The 16831-nt window shown below is 66.5% G+C and carries 16 protein-coding genes; 1 reads left to right on the top strand and 15 read right to left on the bottom strand.

Annotated features, from left to right (window positions below; all coding sequences use genetic code 11):
• Positions 1–137: 137 nt before the first annotated feature.
• The 8 genes from pyrF to pyrR all read right to left on the bottom strand — a co-directional run bounded on the left by pyrF (position 138) and on the right by pyrR (position 10106).
• Positions 138–953, bottom strand: a complete 816-nt coding sequence (gene pyrF / locus MU582_10245) for an orotidine-5'-phosphate decarboxylase (GenBank protein ID UPK76995.1) — start codon at positions 951–953, stop codon at positions 138–140.
• Positions 946–1866 carry a dihydroorotate dehydrogenase gene (locus tag MU582_10240; GenBank protein UPK76994.1) on the bottom strand — a complete coding sequence of 307 codons (921 nt, stop codon included), beginning with the start codon at positions 1864–1866 and terminating at the stop codon, positions 946–948. Before MU582_10240 ends, pyrF begins: the two co-directional genes overlap by 8 nt.
• Positions 1867–1956: 90 nt before the next feature.
• On the bottom strand, positions 1957–2823 hold the full coding sequence (locus tag MU582_10235; protein UPK76993.1) for a dihydroorotate dehydrogenase electron transfer subunit: 867 nt from the start codon (positions 2821–2823) through the stop codon (positions 1957–1959).
• On the bottom strand, positions 2820–6131 hold the full coding sequence (carB, locus tag MU582_10230) for a carbamoyl-phosphate synthase large subunit (GenBank protein UPK76992.1): 3312 nt from the start codon (positions 6129–6131) through the stop codon (positions 2820–2822). Before carB ends, MU582_10235 begins: the two co-directional genes overlap by 4 nt.
• Complete coding sequence (gene carA, locus MU582_10225; GenBank protein UPK76991.1) at positions 6131–7240, bottom strand: glutamine-hydrolyzing carbamoyl-phosphate synthase small subunit; 1110 nt, start codon at positions 7238–7240, stop codon at positions 6131–6133. Before carA ends, carB begins: the two co-directional genes overlap by 1 nt.
• A 34-nt stretch (positions 7241–7274) precedes the next feature.
• Positions 7275–8567: a dihydroorotase gene (locus MU582_10220; GenBank protein UPK76990.1), complete on the bottom strand. Its 1293-nt coding sequence runs from the start codon at positions 8565–8567 to the stop codon at positions 7275–7277.
• A complete protein-coding gene (locus MU582_10215; GenBank protein UPK76989.1) occupies positions 8560–9528 on the bottom strand; it encodes an aspartate carbamoyltransferase catalytic subunit in 969 nt (322 codons plus the stop codon). Before MU582_10215 ends, MU582_10220 begins: the two co-directional genes overlap by 8 nt.
• Positions 9525–10106, bottom strand: a complete 582-nt coding sequence (gene pyrR, locus MU582_10210; GenBank protein ID UPK76988.1) for a bifunctional pyr operon transcriptional regulator/uracil phosphoribosyltransferase PyrR — start codon at positions 10104–10106, stop codon at positions 9525–9527. The genes MU582_10215 and pyrR overlap by 4 nt, the downstream gene beginning before the upstream one ends.
• Before the next feature lie 278 nt (positions 10107–10384).
• On the opposite strand from pyrR, the gene MU582_10205 reads away from it, so the two are divergent.
• Positions 10385–10858 (top strand): transcriptional regulator, encoded by a 474-nt coding sequence (locus tag MU582_10205; GenBank protein ID UPK77144.1) that lies wholly within the window; start codon positions 10385–10387, stop codon positions 10856–10858.
• A gap of 69 nt (positions 10859–10927) precedes the next feature.
• On the opposite strand, the gene MU582_10200 is transcribed toward MU582_10205, so the two are convergent.
• The 7 genes from MU582_10200 to MU582_10170 all read right to left on the bottom strand — a co-directional run bounded on the left by MU582_10200 (position 10928) and on the right by MU582_10170 (position 16829).
• Positions 10928–11896 (bottom strand): glycine betaine ABC transporter substrate-binding protein, encoded by a 969-nt coding sequence (locus MU582_10200; protein ID UPK76987.1) that lies wholly within the window; start codon positions 11894–11896, stop codon positions 10928–10930.
• Position 11897: 1 nt separating this feature from the next.
• Positions 11898–12692 (bottom strand): ABC transporter permease, encoded by a 795-nt coding sequence (locus MU582_10195; GenBank protein UPK76986.1) that lies wholly within the window; start codon positions 12690–12692, stop codon positions 11898–11900.
• A complete protein-coding gene (locus MU582_10190) occupies positions 12692–13840 on the bottom strand; it encodes a betaine/proline/choline family ABC transporter ATP-binding protein (protein UPK77143.1) in 1149 nt (382 codons plus the stop codon). The genes MU582_10195 and MU582_10190 overlap by 1 nt, the downstream gene beginning before the upstream one ends.
• Positions 13841–13901: 61 nt before the next feature.
• Entirely contained in the window at positions 13902–14552 is a 651-nt protein-coding gene (locus tag MU582_10185) for an ABC transporter permease (GenBank protein ID UPK76985.1), read from the bottom strand.
• 196 nt (positions 14553–14748) lie between these two features.
• Complete coding sequence (gene nusB, locus MU582_10180) at positions 14749–15159, bottom strand: transcription antitermination factor NusB (protein ID UPK76984.1); 411 nt, start codon at positions 15157–15159, stop codon at positions 14749–14751.
• Positions 15160–15176: 17 nt separating this feature from the next.
• A complete protein-coding gene (gene efp, locus MU582_10175; GenBank protein UPK76983.1) occupies positions 15177–15740 on the bottom strand; it encodes an elongation factor P in 564 nt (187 codons plus the stop codon).
• Positions 15741–16829, bottom strand: coding sequence for a Xaa-Pro peptidase family protein (locus MU582_10170; GenBank protein ID UPK76982.1), 1089 nt, complete (start codon positions 16827–16829; stop codon positions 15741–15743). It lies immediately after the preceding gene.
• Between the last annotated feature and the right edge of the window lie 2 nt (positions 16830–16831).

Raw genomic sequence — 16831 nt, 5'->3', positions numbered from 1 at the left:
CGAAGTATCTCGACATCAAGATACATGAGATCGAGCGAGTTTTCGACCCCGCCCACCCCGCTGAGCCGCACGTATCAGCCCCGATCTGCGCGAATCTGGGGCTGATACGTGCGGGCCAGCGGCGGGTGGTGCCGCGGTCAGTCGAGATCGTCGGCGGTACGCCGGGCGGCCGCGCGCAACGCGTGCACATCCGGGCCTGCGGCGAGCACGGCGCGAGCCGTTGCCGGCAGTACGTTCGCGTACACCTCGCCGAACAGCCGGCGCAGGTCGGCGGGCGTACCGCCCTGTGCGCCGAGCCCCGGCACCAGCAGCGGGCCGTTGATGGCGACGTCCTCCGACAGCTCACCGATCGTGGCGCCGACGACTGCACCGTACGATCCGAGCGGTTCCGCCCGGCCGTTGCGCATTGCGAGCTGAGCAAGCACAGACCCCGCCACTGTGCCGCCCTCGACCCGCGCATGCTGCACCTCGGGGCCTTCGGGGTTGGAGGTCAGCGCGAGCACGAAGACCCCCCGGTCGTAACGGTCGGCCGCATCGAGGAACGGCGCGAGTGAACCGAACCCGAGGTACGGGCTGACGGTCACCGCATCGCAGGAGATCGGCGAGTCCGGATGCAGGTACGCATCGGCGTACGCCGCGGCTGTCGATCCGATGTCGCCTCGCTTGACGTCGAGCAGAACGAGCGCACCCGCCGCGCGCGCCTCGCGTACGACGCGCTCGAGCACGGCGATCCCCGCGGCGCCATGTCGCTCGAAGAACGCAGACTGGGGTTTGAGCACCGCGACCTCACCCGCGAGCGCCTCGACCGCGGTCAGCGCGAACGTCTCGAGTCCGGCCGGGTCGTCGGCCAAACCCCAGTCGGCAAGCAAGGCCGCATGCGGGTCGATGCCGACGCACAAGCGTCCACGCTTCTCGATGGCGCCATACAGCCTGGATCCGAACGACTCACCCATGCGCTACTCCCCTTACCTTCTCCGGTGACGGGATGCCCCGGCTGTCGAGCTCGGCCTCGAGCTCACGGGCGACCCGCATCGGCGCGGACGGATCGTTGAAGATCACCGTGCCCACCTGCACCGCCGTCGCACCGGCGGCAATGAACTCCAGGGCGTCGGCGCCCGTACGAATGCCTCCGACGCCGATGATCGGCAGCTCCGGCATCGCGGCGTACACCTGGTAGACCGCGCGTACGGCGACCGGCCGGACCGCCGGGCCGCTGAGCCCGCCGGTCACACCGCCGAGGGTCGGCCGCAACGTATCGGGGTCGATCGCCATACCGAGCAACGTGTTGATCATCGTCACGCCGTCGGCGCCCGCATCGGCCACCGACCGCGCAACATCGACGATGCTCGTCACATCCGGAGTGAGCTTTGCGAACATCGGCAGACCTTGCGGTACGTGCGGGCGTACTGCCTCGATCACCCGTGCCGCCTGTAGCGGATCGCATGCGAAGACGAGCCCGCGGTTCTCGACGTTGGGGCACGAGATGTTGACCTCGAGCGCTGCAACACCCGGGCTGTTGACGACCCGTCGGGTGAGCTCGACGAACTCATCGACCGTCGACCCGGCGATCGAGACGACCGGCCGCGCACCCTGCTGTACGAGCCAAGGCAGGTCGCGAGCGAGGAAGGCGTCGATGCCCGGGCCCTGGAGCCCGATCGAGTTGAGCATCCCCGACGGGGTCTCGACCATCCGCGGTGTCGGGCGCCCCGACCGCGGGAATCGCATGATCGACTTCGTCACGATCGCACCCAGCTCGGTGACGTCGAAGAACTGCGCGAGCTCCTGGCCCGCCGCGGCGCAACCGGACGCCGTCATCACCGGGTTCGGCAGCCGCAGGCCGGCCACGTCGGTCGTCAGGTCAGCCATCTGCGATCACCTCACGCAACCCCACCGTGGGCGTGACGTTCGAGTGCGAAACGCCGGCGTGTCGCCGCGCGAACGTCCGGCTCAGCGCGGTCACCGCGGCGCTCCCAACGTGCCGTGCGGGATCGTACCCACGTCGTCCCACAACACCCGCTCACCGCGGAACACCGGACCCTCAACACACGAGCGCACCATCCGGATCACCCCGTCGTCGCCGCGCACCGGGAGTACGCAGGTCATGCACACGCCGACGCCGCAGGCCATCGACTCCTCGACCGCACACTGACTGTGTGCACCGTGCTCCTCGGCCACCTGGGCGACCGCGCGCAACATCGGCATCGGCCCGCACGCGTACACCACATCGGAGCCGGTCCGCTCGATCAGCTCCGGGAGTACGTCCGTCACCCGCCCGCGGTGGCCCATCGAACCGTCCTCTGTCGTCGTACGCACCGACGACGCCGCGCGGCTGGCCTCGAGGACGCCGAACAGCCGTGTCTCCGTCGCCGCGCCGATCAGCATGTGCACCGAGCAGCCGCGTTCGCGCAGCCTTTCGGCCAGGCTGAACATCGGTGCCATGCCGTACCCGCCGCCGACCAGCGTGCATGCCACTGGCTCCTTCGGCAGCGCAAAGGGACGGCCGAGCGGACCGACAACGTCGATCGGGTCCTTCGGCGCCAACCGAGTCATCCAGCGAGTGCCCTTGCCATGCTCGGCGAACACGATCTCGACCGTACCGCCGCGGGTGTTCGGTTGAGCGCGGTAGATCGAGAACGCCCGCCGAAGCAGCATCGCCGACTGCTCGCCGCCGACCGACAGCGCCACGAAGTTGCCTGGGCGCATCCGCTCTGCAACACCCGGCGCGGTCATCGTCAGATGCAGGTAGTCGCCGACGGGCTTCATCGACACGACCTGTCCGTTGACCTGGACGGCTCCGGCCGCCGACGTCGTCGCACCCGTCATGCTCGCGCCTTCTTCACGATCTGTGCCCAGTCCTGCAGGGAACGTACCGGCATGCCCTCACCGAGCAGCGCCTCAACGCCCTGCACGGCTGCGGCGAGGCCCTGCACCGTGGTCACGCACGGGACGTTCTCGGTCACGGCGGCGGTACGAATCTCGTAGCCGTCGACGCGCGGGCTGCCACCGGTCGTCACACCGTGCGGGGTGTTGATGATGAGCCCGATCTCGCCCGAGTGGATCCGCTCGACGATGGTCGGTCCGTCGTCGCCGTCACCGCGCTCACTGAGCTTTCGTACGACCGTCGCGTCGACTCCATTGCGATCGAGCACCTCGGCGGTGCCGCTGGTCGCAAGGATCTCGAAGCCCAGATCGGCCAGCCGCTTGACCGGGAAGATCATATGCCGCTTATCGGGGTTGGCGACCGAGACGAACACCTTGCCGCGTACGGGCAGGCCGTCTTGCGCGGCCGCCTGCGCCTTCGCGAACGCCGTGCCGAAGCCCGCGTCGATGCCCATCACCTCGCCGGTCGAGCGCATCTCTGGGCCCAGCACGGTGTCGACTGCCTTGCCTTCGAGGGTGCGGAAGCGGTTGAACGGCATCACCGCCTCCTTGACGGCCACCGGCCCATGGCGCACGACCTCGCCGCCGTCGCTTCGCGGGAGCACCTCGTCACGGCGCAGGCTCGCGATCGACTCGCCCAGCATCACCCGCGCCGCCGCCTTCGCGAGTGCGACGTCGGTCGCCTTCGAGACGAACGGCACCGTCCGGGAGGCCCGCGGGTTGGCCTCGAGCACGTAGAGCACATCGGACGCCAGCGCGTACTGGACGTTCAGCAGCCCGCGTACGCCCACTCCCCTGGCGATCGCCTCCGTCGACGCCCGGATGCGCTCGATGTCGGACGCGCCGAGTGTGATCGGCGGCAGCGCACACGAGGAGTCCCCGGAATGTACGCCAGCCTCCTCGATGTGCTCCATCACGCCGCCGAGGAACAGCTCCTCGCCGTCGTACAACGCGTCGACGTCGATCTCGACCGCATCATCGAGGAAGCGGTCGACCAACACCGGATGCTCCGGAGAGATCTGCGTCGCCCGGGTGATGTAGTCCTCGAGTGCCGCGTCGTCGTAGACGATCTCCATGCCACGCCCGCCGAGCACGTACGACGGGCGTACGAGCACCGGGTAGCCGATCTCGTCGGCGATCCGCTTGGCCGATGCGTACGTCGTGGCAGTGCCGTGCTTGGGCGCAGGCAGCTCGGCTTCGGCGAGCACCCGCCCAAACGCGCCCCGGTCCTCCGCGAGGTCGATGGCACCCGGCGGCGTGCCCACGATGGGTACGCCCTCGGCTTCCAGCCCGGCCGCGAGCCCGAGCGGAGTCTGCCCGCCGAGCTGGACGATCACGCCCGCGATCGGCCCGGCCTGCTGCTCTGCGCCGACTACCTCGAGCACGTCTTCGAGAGTCAGCGGCTCGAAGTAGAGCCGATCGGAGGTGTCGTAGTCGGTCGACACCGTCTCCGGGTTGCAGTTGACCATGATCGTCTCGTACCCGGCCTCGGCGAGCGCAAGCGATGCGTGCACACACGAGTAGTCGAACTCGATGCCCTGGCCGATCCGGTTCGGCCCGCTGCCGAGGATCAACACGGCCGGACGCTCACGCGGCTCGACCTCGGTCTCCTCGTCGTAGCTGGAGTAGTGGTACGGCGTGCGCGCCGCGAACTCTGCCGCACATGTGTCGACCGTCTTGTAGACCGGTCGAATGCCGAGCGCATGGCGTACGCCGCGTACGACGTCTTCGCGCATTCCGCGTAGCCCGCCGATCTGAGCGTCGGACAGGCCGTGACGCTTCGCAAGGCGCAGTACCTCCGGAGACAGCGCCGGAGCCTCGCGTACCTCCGTCGCCACCTCGTCGATCAGGAACAACTGGTCGACGAACCACGGGTCGATCGATGTCGCTGCATGGACCTCCTGCGGCGTGGCGCCGGCGCGGATCGCATCCATCACCGCGCGCAGCCGGCCGTCGTGGGGCACCTGCGCGGTCTCGAGCAGAGCGGCCTTGTCGCCGGGTTCGCCGACCCACGAGAACGGTGCCTCCGGGCGTTCAAGCGAGCGCAGCGCCTTGTTCAGCGCCTCGGTGAAGTTGCGGCCGATCGCCATCGCCTCGCCGACCGACTTCATATGCGTCGTCAGCCGGGCATCGGCCGCCGGGAACTTCTCGAACGCGAACCGGGGCGCCTTCACCACCACGTAGTCCAGCGTCGGCTCGAAGCTCGCCGGCGTCTCCTGGGTGATGTCGTTCGGAATCTCGTCGAGGGTGTAACCGACCGCCACCTTCGCAGCGATCTTGGCGATCGGGAACCCGGTCGCCTTCGACGCGAGCGCACTCGACCGCGACACCCGCGGGTTCATCTCGATCACCACGATGCGTCCGTTGTCGGGATGCACCGCGAACTGGATGTTGCAGCCGCCCGTGTCGACGCCGACCTCGCGGATCACCCCGATCGAGATGTCGCGCAGCCGTTGATACTCGCGGTCGGTCAGCGTCATCGCAGGGGCGACCGTTATCGAGTCACCGGTGTGTACGCCCATCGGATCGAGGTTCTCGATCGAGCACACGATGACGACGTTGTCGGCACCGTCGCGCATGACCTCGAGCTCGTACTCCTTCCAGCCGAGGATCGACTCCTCGAGGAGCACCTCCGTCGTCGGACTCGCCAGCAGACCGGCGCCGGCTATCCGGCGTAGATCGTGCTCGTCGTATGCGAGGCCGGAGCCGCTACCACCCATCGTGAAGGACGGGCGTACGACCACCGGGTAGTTCAGGTCGTCGACCGCGGCGAAGCATTCGTCGAGGGTGTGGCAGATCGCCGAGCGGGCGACCTCGGCCTCCCACTCCGCCGGCAACGACTCCACAACCGCCTTGAACGACTCGCGGTTCTCACCCTTCTCGATCGCCGGGATCGACGCACCGATCAGCTCCACGCCGTACTTCTCGAGGATGCCGTCGGCGTCGAGAGTCATCGCCGCATTGAGCGCGGTCTGGCCGCCGAGCGTCGCCAGCAACGCATCAGGACGCTCATGCGCGATGACCTTCTCCACGAACTCAGGCGTAATCGGCTCGACGTACGTCGCGTCGGCGACCTCGGGGTCGGTCATGATCGTCGCCGGGTTGGAGTTGACCAGGACGACGCGCAAACCCTCCTCGCGCAGCACGCGGCAGGCCTGCGTACCCGAGTAGTCGAACTCGGCTGCCTGACCGATCACGATCGGTCCGCTCCCGATGACCAGCACCGACGAGATATCTGTACGCCGCGGCATCAGGCGCCCCTCGTTTCGTCCATGAGTTGGGTGAACCGGTCGAACAGGTACGCCGAGTCATGCGGCCCGGCGGCCGACTCGGGGTGGTACTGCACGCTGAACGCCGGTGCATCGGTCAGCGCCAGACCCTCGACGACACCGTCGTTCAGCGACACATGCGTGACCTCGGCCGTGCCGAACTCGGTACGCACCGGCGCATCGGTGGGCATGTCGACCGCGAAACCGTGGTTCTGCGAGGTGATCTCGACCCGGCCGGTCGTCTTGTCGAGCACCGGCTGGTTGATGCCCCGGTGTCCGTACTTGAGCTTGTAGGTGCCGAACCCGAGGGCGCGACCGAACAGCTGGTTGCCGAAGCAGATGCCGAAGTACGGGATGCGTCGGGCCAGGACCTCCCGCAGCAGCGACACCGCGTCGGTGGTCGCCTCCGGATCGCCGGGGCCGTTCGACATGAACACGCCGTCCGGCTCGACCGCAAGCACGTCATCGATCGACGCGGTCGACGGGAGTACGTGCACCTCGACGCCGCGCTCGGCGAGCAGCCGCGGCGTCATGCCCTTGATACCCAGGTCGATGGCGGCGACGGTGTAGCGCTTCTCACCGACCGCGGGCACCACGTACACCTCGTCTGTGGTCACCTCGCCGGCCAGGTCGGCGCCGGACATCGCGGGCGCCTCGCGTACGCGGGCCAGCAGGTCGTCGACCGTGCCCGACGCCGACGAGATGCCGACGCGCATCGCCCCACGCTCGCGCAGATGTCGGGTCAGGGCCCTGGTGTCGATGCCCGAGATGCCAACCACACCGTCGCGTTCGAGCCGAGAGCCGAGGTCGTCGTCCGCCCGCCAGCTGCTGCGCACCCGCGCGGGGTCGCGTACGACGTAGCCAGCAACCCAGATCCGAGCCGACTCGTCGTCCTCGTCGTTGACGCCGGTGTTGCCGATGTGCGGCGCTGTCATGACGACGACCTGTCGACGGTAGGACGGATCGGTCAGCGTCTCCTGGTATCCGGTCATCCCGGTCGCGAAGACCGCCTCGCCGATCGTCTCGCCGATCGCGCCGTACGCCTCTCCCTGGAAGACGCGGCCGTCTTCCAGGACGAGTACCGCCGTCACTTGGCGCCCTCCGCGCTGGTTGCCTGTTCGCCGCTCATACCGCTGCCCTCTCCTGCTCATGTGTTCGTACGCCGCGCAGGAACGTGGCGACGACCGTGCCGGGCAGCTCGAGGCCGGCGTACGGGTTGTTGCGCGACTGCGATGCGCTGTCGGACGGATCGACCACACGCGTGGTGCTCGGGTCGTAGAGCGTGAGGTTCGCCGGCTCGCCGACCACGATGCCACGCCCGTGTTCGCCGCCGACGCGGCCGATGTGTGCGGGTGCGGTCGACATCCGATCGGCGACCTGGGCCCAGGTGAGCAGTCCGGTGTCGACCATCGTGTGCTGCACCACCGACAGGGCGGTCTCGAGCCCGAGCATGCCGAACGCCGCCGCGCTCCACTCGCACTCCTTGTCTTCCATCGGATGCGGTGCATGGTCGGTGCCGACACAGTCGATGGTGCCGTCGGCCAGCCCCTCGCGTACGGCGGCAACGTCGTCGGCCGTACGCAGCGGAGGGTTGACCTTGTAGATCGGGTCGTACGTACGCGCCAGCTCGTCGGTGAGCAGCAGATGGTGCGGTGTCACCTCGGCGGTGACGTTCCAGCCCTTCTCCTTCGCCGAGCGGACCAGTTCGACGGAGCCTCGGGTCGAGAGGTGGCACACGTGCAGCCGGGAGCCGACGTGAGCGGCGAGCAGCGAGTCGCGAGCGATGATCGCCTCCTCGGCGACCGCAGGCCAGCCGGCCATACCGAGCTGCCCGGACACATCGCCCTCGTTCATCTGCGCGCCGCCGGTCAACCGCGGCTCCTGCGCATGTTGGGCGACGACGCCGTCGAACGCCTTCACGTACTCCAGCGCGCGGCGCATGAGCAGCGCATCGCTCACGCATTTGCCGTCATCGGAGAACACGCGTACCGCGGCCGCGGACTCCGCCATCGCGCCGAGCTCGGCAAGACGCTCGCCCTCCAGGCCGATGGTGACCGCGCCGACGGGTTGCACGTCGCAATGGCCGGCCGTGCGGCCCAAGCGCCACACTTGCTCCACCACGCCTGCGGTGTCGGCGACCGGATCGGTATTGGCCATGGCGAACACACAGGTGTAGCCACCGCGGGCAGCCGCGCGCGTACCCGACTCGACGGTCTCGGCGTCTTCCCGGCCGGGCTCGCGGAGATGCGTGTGGATGTCGACGAGACCGGGCAGAGCGATCAGATCCTGCGCTTCGACGACCGTGGCGTCGCCTTCGTCGAGGCTCGAACCGATCTCGACGAACACACCGTCTCTGATACGTACGTCGGCGTTGTCGCCGCCGAGGAGCCGGACTCCACGGATCAAGGTCTCAGTCATCGGCGCCGGCCTCCCCGGTTCGTTCTTCGCTGTGTGCTCGATCGCGCTCACCGCTCAGTAGCAGGTACAAGACGGCCATCCGGATCGCGACGCCGTTGGTCACCTGCTCGACGATCACCGAACGGTCGGAGTCCGCGACGTCGGCGGTGATCTCCATACCGCGGTTCATCGGACCGGGGTGCATGACAATGGCGTGCTCGGGTAGCCGCGCCATGCGGCGCGAGTCGAGGCCGTACCGCCGGCTGTACTCCCGTGCGCTCGGGAAGAAGGCGGCGTTCATCCGCTCCCGCTGAACCCGCAGCATCATCACGCCGTCGGCCTTCTCCAGCGCATCGTCGAGGTCGTACGACGTCTCGACGGGCCAGCTGTCGACGCCGACGGGCAGCAGCGTCGGTGGCGCAACCAAGGTGACGTTGGCACCGAGTGTGTCGAGCAGCAACGCGTTGGAGCGTGCGACCCGCGAGTGCAGAACGTCGCCGACGATGGTGACGTTCTTGCCGTCGAGCGCGCCGAGGTGCTGACGCATCGTGAACGCATCGAGGAGCGCCTGGGTCGGATGCTCATGGGTTCCGTCGCCCGCGTTGACGATGGCACCGTTGATCCACTCGGCGTTCGCGAGCCGGTGCGGTGCGCCGGAGCCGTGGTGGCGTACGACGACGGCATCGGCGCCCATCGCCTGCAGGGTGAGCGCGGTGTCTTTGAGACTCTCGCCTTTGGACACGCTCGAACCTTTGGCCGAGAAGTTGATGACATCGGCCGACAGCCGTTTCGCGGCCGCCTCGAAGGAGATTCGCGTACGGGTGGAGTCCTCGAAGAAGAGATTCACGACCGTACGCCCGCGCAGGGTGGGTAGCTTCTTGATCGGCCGACTCGCGACCGACAGCATCTCCTGCGCGGTGTCGAGCACGGCAGTCGCGTCGTCGCGACTGAGGTCGCCGGCGCTGAGTAGATGGCGGATCATGCGTCGGCCCCCGGCGTTGTGGTCGCAATCACGACCGCGTCCTCACCGTCACTCTCCGCAAGGTGTACGCGGACGTTCTCGGCCAACGAGGTCGGGAGGTTCTTGCCCACGAAGTCTGCCCGGATCGGCAGCTCGCGGTGGCCGCGGTCGACGAGGACCGCGAGTTGGACTGCCTTGGGTCGGCCGAGGTCGTTCAGTGCATCGAGGGCCGACCGGATCGTACGACCGCTGAACAGCACGTCGTCGACGAGGACGACGACCGCGTCGTCGATGCCGCGGGCGGGTATGTCGGTGTGCTCGAGTGCCCGCGCCGGACGCATTCGCAGGTCGTCGCGATACATCGTGATGTCGAGCGAGCCGTACGGCATCTCGATGCCCTCGACCTCATGTATCCGGCCGGCGATGCGGGCGGCCAGCGGTACGCCGCGGCGTGGGATGCCGAGGATGACGAGATCGGACGCATCGCGGTTGCGTTCGAGGATCTCGTGGGTGATGCGCGTCAGTGCGCGGGAGATATCTCGGTCGTCGAGGACCGTGCGCGCCGTCGGCGCAGCCGTATCAGGGGTGCGTGATGACACCGTCTGACCTCCTTGCCCGCCTCACGGGACGGTCGTTAAAGGATGTCTGTCCTCGCCAACGTATCTCACCGGGTGGGTCTATGATGCATCGGGTCAACACTGGCGCGCCGCGACAGATGCCCATCATCTGATCACTGTGCGTAGTTCGACGAGATCGGCGCACGGCCCGGTTTCGTTCTTTCCCACACCTCGTGAGCTACGCACGGGTACGCTGGAAGGCGAGTAACCTTCAGAATGTAACTCTAAGTGACAGTCTCGGGACGAAAGTTGAGCAATTCATGGAATACGCCAAGGCGCTAGGGAGTCGACTGCGCGCAATCCGTCAGCAGCAAGGTCTCTCGCTTCAAGGCGTTGAGCAAAAGTCAGGCGGCCGCTGGAAAGCGGTGGTCATCGGCTCGTACGAACGCGGTGACCGCGCCGTGACCGTACAGCGCCTTTCCGAACTCGCCGATTTCTACGGTGTTCCAATCGAGCACTTTCTCCCCGAAGTCGATGAAAACCAGCACGGCTCCCCCGACGGTGCCTCGCGGCTGGTCATCGATCTGGAGCGGCTCAAGGAGATCCGCGCCGTCGAGGGCGCACCGCTCGCCCGGTACATCTCGACCATCCAGTCGCAGCGCGGCGACTACAACGGCCGCGTACTCTCCATCCGCGAGGACGACCTGCGCAACCTGTCGATCATCTACGACGAGGATCCCGATGACCTCGCCCGCAAGTTCACCGACTGGGGCGTTGTGCGGCCGTCGGAGTAACAATATTCGCTTCAAACTGAAAGCGGGGCTTCCGGACAATTCCGGAAGCCCCGCTTTTCGTCAACTGCGCTACTTGACGAATCCCTCGTCCCTGAGCCAGTCCAGTGCGACGTCAGCCGGATCCTCGCCGTCGACGTCTACTCGCCCATTGAGCTCTTGCATCGTCTCGTTGGTCAGTTTCGGATTGATCTGGGCGAAGATCTCTTCGATCTCCGGATGCTTCCGCAGCAGTTCACCATTGACAACTTCGGTCATGTTGTACAACGGGAAGAAACTCTTGTCGTCCTCGAGCACGGTCAGATCCAGGGCTTGGATTCGACCATCGGTGGTGAACACCTCGCCGAAGTTGCAGGTTCCCTCGGCCGTTGCTTGATAGATCTGGCCGACGCCGTAGTTGTTCGATGACACATCGGACTCCTTGAGTCCGTAGTGCTCGAGCATCGGCACGAATCCATCGTCGCGGCTCGCGAACTCGGAATCGACGCAGAATGTCAGATCCTCCTTCGGCAGGTCCGCCATCTCCGACAACGTCGATATTCCTAGTTTTTCGGCGGCATCCGGCCCCATTGCGAATGCGTACGTGTTGTTCATCGGTGCCGGAGGAAGCCAGATGAGATCGTTCTTCTGCTTGTCCTCATCGGCGACCGCCTGCCACTGCTTCTTCTCGTCAGGGATCGGCTTCGGGTGTCCGAGGTAGGTGATCCAACCGGTACCGGTGTACTCGGGCGTGATGTCGAACTCCCCGGACAACAACGCTTTCCGTACTGTCGCGCTGCCAGCCGTGTTGCTCCGGTTCGTCACGTCGGCACCGGCAGTCGACAGCACCGTCGAGATCAAGTTGCCGAACACGATCTGCTCGGTGAAGTCCTTCGCACCCACGGTGATGGGTACTCCATCGAGTGAGTCGTAGTGCTTGACACTGCCGGGGTCGGCGGTCTCCACGCCGCTCGTTGCGGGCTCCAGGCCACAGGCTGCGAGAAGCGGCGCACAACACAGCACGACGGCGGCCAAACTGCTGCGGACTCGTGAGCGCGTCACGTCATACTCCCTTCGGCGCGGCGACCATCTCGATCAGGTGTGCCAGCCAGTCGACAAACAGAGCGAGAGCGCAGATCAGGAGCGCCCCGCAGATCAGCACGGTGTCCTGTTGGCGCTTGATGCCGATATCGATCGGCTCACCGAGACCGCCCGCGCCGATCAGCGCCACCAGAGAGGCCGCGCCGATCATGAGAACCAGCGCCGTACGCATACCCGCAACGATCACCGGTAGCGCGAGCGGAATCTCCACTCTGAGGAGGGTTGCGATGCCGGACATACCCATGCCACGGCTGGACTCGACCACGCGTGAATCCACTCCGTTGAGGCCGGCGACCGTGTTCGCGATGATCGGCAAGACTCCGTAAACCGTAAGGGAGAGGATCGCGGCCTCAAACGACTTGGAGGTGCCGAGGATCATCCAGGCGATCACGATCAGCCCGATGACCGGAGTCGCCTGACCGAACCCCGCTACCGCGAGAATCGGATCTCGGTAGCGTCGCATCGGTCCGCGAGTCAACAGGATGCCGACTGGGATGGCGATGACGCACACGAGCACGGTCGCGACGAAGCTGATCCAGATGTGCTCGCCAAGGAGGTCCAGCAGGTGGGGAACCTCCAGTGACCGCTTCTCCTGCCCGGAGATGTCGCCTACTTCGGTGTAGATGAGCACCCCGGCAACCAGTCCGACAGCGAGCACCGGTTGCACGAACCAACGGGCGATCCCGGGTTTGTCGACGTCGACCGCAGCCGCGTGTTGCTGCTCCCCCTCCATATCGATCTGCTGCGTCGCACTCATCACGCCTCCGCGGATGCCGTGGACTCCGACGACCCGCCGCTGGTCGTCTGGATCGTGCTCATTGCTTCCATGATCGTCTCGACCCGGACAACTCCCTGATAGCGGTTGCGGCTCCCGGTCACCACAACGACTCCGTGGCTCGAGGTCAGCATGACGTCGAGGGCGTCGTTCAGCGTAGAAGCGCCGGATACGACGTCGAGGTCTCGGTCCCGCGCCACACGTGCGATCCCCCCGCCCGCGTCGAGGTCGCGCAACGACACCCACCGTTGCGGTCGCTCGCGATCGTCCAACACGAGGACGTGTTCCCGGCCGATCTCTCGAGCACGGTCCGCGGCGGATTTCGGATCGTCACCCTGGTGAGCCGTCGCTGCGTCGTGCAACTCGACGTCGCGGACCCGGGTCAGGGTCAGCTGCTTGAGCGCAGCGCCGTGTCCAATGAAGCTCTCGACGAACTCCGACGCCGGATTGGTCAGGATCTGGTCGGGAGTGTCGTACTGGACGATCTCCGACCCGACATCCAGGATCGCGATCCGATCGCCGAGCTTCACAGCCTCGTCGAAGTCGTGGGTGACGAAGACAATCGTCTTTCGCAGCTCTTCTTGCAGACTGAGCAACTCATCCTGGAGCCGCTGCCGCGTGATCGGGTCGACCGCACCGAACGGCTCATCCATGAGCAGCACCGGCGGATCAGCCGCGAGTGCGCGTGCAACACCTACACGCTGCTGCTGACCACCGGACAACTCACGCGGGTAGCGGTCGCGATACTGGTCTGGGTCCAGCGAGACGAGCTCGAGCATCTCGTCGACGCGCGCACGTACCGTCGCGGAGTCCCACTTCAGCAGTTTAGGGACGAGCCCGATGTTGTCTCCCACCGTGTAATGGGGAAACAGCCCAGCGCCTTGGATCACGTAGCCGATCCGGCGGCGCAGTTCGTCCGGGTCCTTGTTCGTGACATCCTCGTCGCCGATCAGGATCCGTCCGTCGGTGGGCTCGATCAACCGGTTGATCATCTTCATCGTGGTCGTTTTGCCGCAGCCGGACGGGCCGACCAGCATCACGATCTCACCGGCGGGGATCTCTATCGTCACATCGTCGACAGCAGCTGCGTCCTGGCCCCGGTAGCGCTTGGTGACGTTCTCCAGTCGAATCCGCTCGCCGTGTGTCTCGGCGGCGCTGTCGGGCTCGTCGGCATGGGCGACTGCGGTTTGTTCAGACACGAATACCCCTCGAGGTTGTCAGCCGTGCAATGAGACCGAGCACGAGATCAAGGACGATGGCAAGGATGATGATCGCAACTGTCGCGTCGACGACCTGTTCGGTGGCGTTTGCGCCGCCGAGTCGTGACAGCCCGGTGAAGATGTATCCACCGAGCCCAGGACCGCCGACATAGGCAGCAATTGCCGCTACGCCCATCATCATCTGGGCAGAGACGCGGACCCCCGTCATGATGACCGGCCAGGCCATAGGGAGCTGTAGACGCAGCAACGCGGTCAACGGCGACATGCCCATGCCGCGCGCAGATTCGATGAGGCCCGGATCGACACCGTGCAGGCCGACGACCGCATTGCGCAGAATCGGAAGCGTCCCGTAGAACACCAGAACGATCACCGACGGGGTGACCCCGACGCCGATAATGCCGATCATCAGGCCGAACAGCGCAAACGAAGGGAGCGTGAGTCCCATGGCGCTGGACGCATTGACGAAGCCGGTCCACATCCGGGAGCGGTACGCCAAGACCGCGATCACCAGCGCGATAACCAGACCTAATAGCAGCGACTGAACGACATAACTCACATGCTGGTAGCAGGCGAAGACGAAATCAGAACCTTCATCCCGCGCAAAATCCCAGTAGCTGCCCATCGGCTCCCTCGTCGTCGGAGGTCCGGCCGGAGCCTCAACGGGCCCGAACCGCGTGCGTACCGCAACTTACCGAAGATTGCGCGATTGTGCGCTCGCCAGGCCGAGTGTGGCGCGATCGTTACCCGTTTGGAGTTCGGTGCGCAGTCGTTCGTACGCGCGCCGAACACCAACGACTACGCGCCGAACTCTGGGAGACCTAGGCCGGAAGGGTGGGCTTCACCTTCACCAGCTGCGCGAGCAGACCGTTGACGAAGCCGGGTGACTCGTCGGTGGAGAGGTCCTTGGCGAGTGCGACGGCCTCGCTGACCGCGACGCCATCGGGTACGTCGTCGGCGTAGAGGATCTCGTACGCGCCGATGCGCAGCAGGTTGCGGTCGACGGCGGGCATCCGCGCGAGCGTCCAGCCGACGGCGTGCTCGGCGATCAGCCCGTCAAGGCGTTCCTGATGCTCGGCGACGCCCTCGACGAGCGTGACGGTGTACGGGTTGACCGGCGGCTCGCCCTCGGCGATCCGCTCGGCGAGTGTCGAGCCGAGCGAGACACTGCGCAGCTCGCACTCGTACAAGATGTCGAGTGCGCGCTTTCGGGCCTTCGTACGAGCAGCCATCGAGTATGCCCAGTGCCTTAACTACTGACGCGGCCGAGGTAGCTGCCGTCGCGGGTGTCGATCTTGACCCGCTCGCCCTGGCTGATGAACAGCGGCACCTGGGTCTCGTATCCGGTCTCGAGCCGGGCCGGCTTCGTTCCGCCGCTCGAGCGGTCGCCCTGCAGGCCGGGCTCGGTGTACTCGATGGTCAGCTCGACCGACGCGGGCAGGTCGATGAACAGCGGCTGGCCGTCATGCACCGAGACGACCGCCTCCTGGTTGTCCAGCAGGAAGTTCGCGGCCTCGCCGACGGTGTCGGCCGGGATGTTCAGCTGCTCGTACGTCTCGGTGTCCATGAACACGTACGCGTCGCCGTCGTGGTACAGGAACTGCATATCCCGCTTGTCGACGCTCGCCGTGTCGACCTTGACGTCGGCGTTGAAGGTCTTGTCGACTATCTTGCCCGACAGCACGTTCTTCAGCTTGGTACGCACAACGGCGCCGCCCTTGCCGGGCTTGTGATGCTGGAACCACAGAACCGCCCAGAGCTGCCCGTCGAGGTTCAGCACCATGCCGTTCTTGAGGTCGTTCGTCGTTGCCATTCAGCCGATCTCCTGCAGTTCCTTGGTCATGGTCGTCAGGATGGTGGGCGCACCGTCCTCGACGACGAGGGTGTCTTCGATGCGCACTCCCCCGCGGCCGGGCAGGTAGATGCCGGGCTCCATCGTGATGGGGGTGCGAGCAAGAAGTGTACCGGCGTTGGTCTTGCGGATGAACGGGTCCTCGTGAATCACCAGCCCGACGCCGTGGCCGATACCCGTCGTGAAGCGATCCAGGTAGCCGGCTTCGTCGAGCACCTCACGCGGGAGAGCGTCGGCGTCGGCGATCGGATTGCCCGCCACCAGGGTGTCGACGCCCTTCTGCTGCGCGGCGCGTACGGCGGCGTGAATCTCGCGCTGCCAGTCTGCTGCGGCACCGATGGTGACCGTACGCGTGCAGTCGGCGTGGTAGCCGTCGTAGCGCGCACCGAAGTCGATCTTGAGCAGATCGCCGCGCTCGACGACGCGGCCGGTCGGGCTGTGGTGCGGAATCGCGGAGTTCGGCCCGGATGCGACGATCGTGTCGAAGCCGACCGCCTCCGCGCCGTGTTCGAACATCCGCCATTCGAGGTCGCGCGCGATCTCGGTCTCGGTACGCCCGGCAAGCGGGCCGGCGAGCAGGCCTTCGAGCGCACGAGTCGAGATCGCACAGGCTTCGGTGAGCGCTGCGATCTCGGTGGCGTCCTTGACCACCCGGAGGCCTTCGACGACGCGACGCAGCGACGCCACTCCGAGCCCGTGGTCGGTGACGAGCTGCGTCAACACCTCGAAGTCGTCGACGGACAGCGCATGCGTCTCGGCGCCGAGCTGCGCACCGGACTCGAGTTTCGCGTGTGCGAGCAGGGTCCCGGCGAGGTCGCGGTCGGTGTAGCGATCGACATCGGGACACTCGGCCGCCGCCTGATCGGTGTAGCGGCCGTCGGAGACGAAGGCCGTACGACCGTCCGCATGCACCAGAACTGCGCCGTTGGACCCCGTGAAGCCGGTCAGGTAGCGGACGTTGACGAGATCGGTGACCAGCGCGGCAGCGAGCTCGCGCTCCTGCAGGGTCGTGGCGAGCCGGGCACGGCGACTCTCGTGTTGGGCAGGCATCG

Source organism: Nocardioidaceae bacterium SCSIO 66511 (assembly GCA_023100825.1).
Lineage (GTDB): Bacteria > Actinomycetota > Actinomycetes > Propionibacteriales > Nocardioidaceae > Solicola.
Note: the sequence above shows the minus strand (reverse complement) of the source record. Positions and strands in the feature narration are given on the sequence as shown.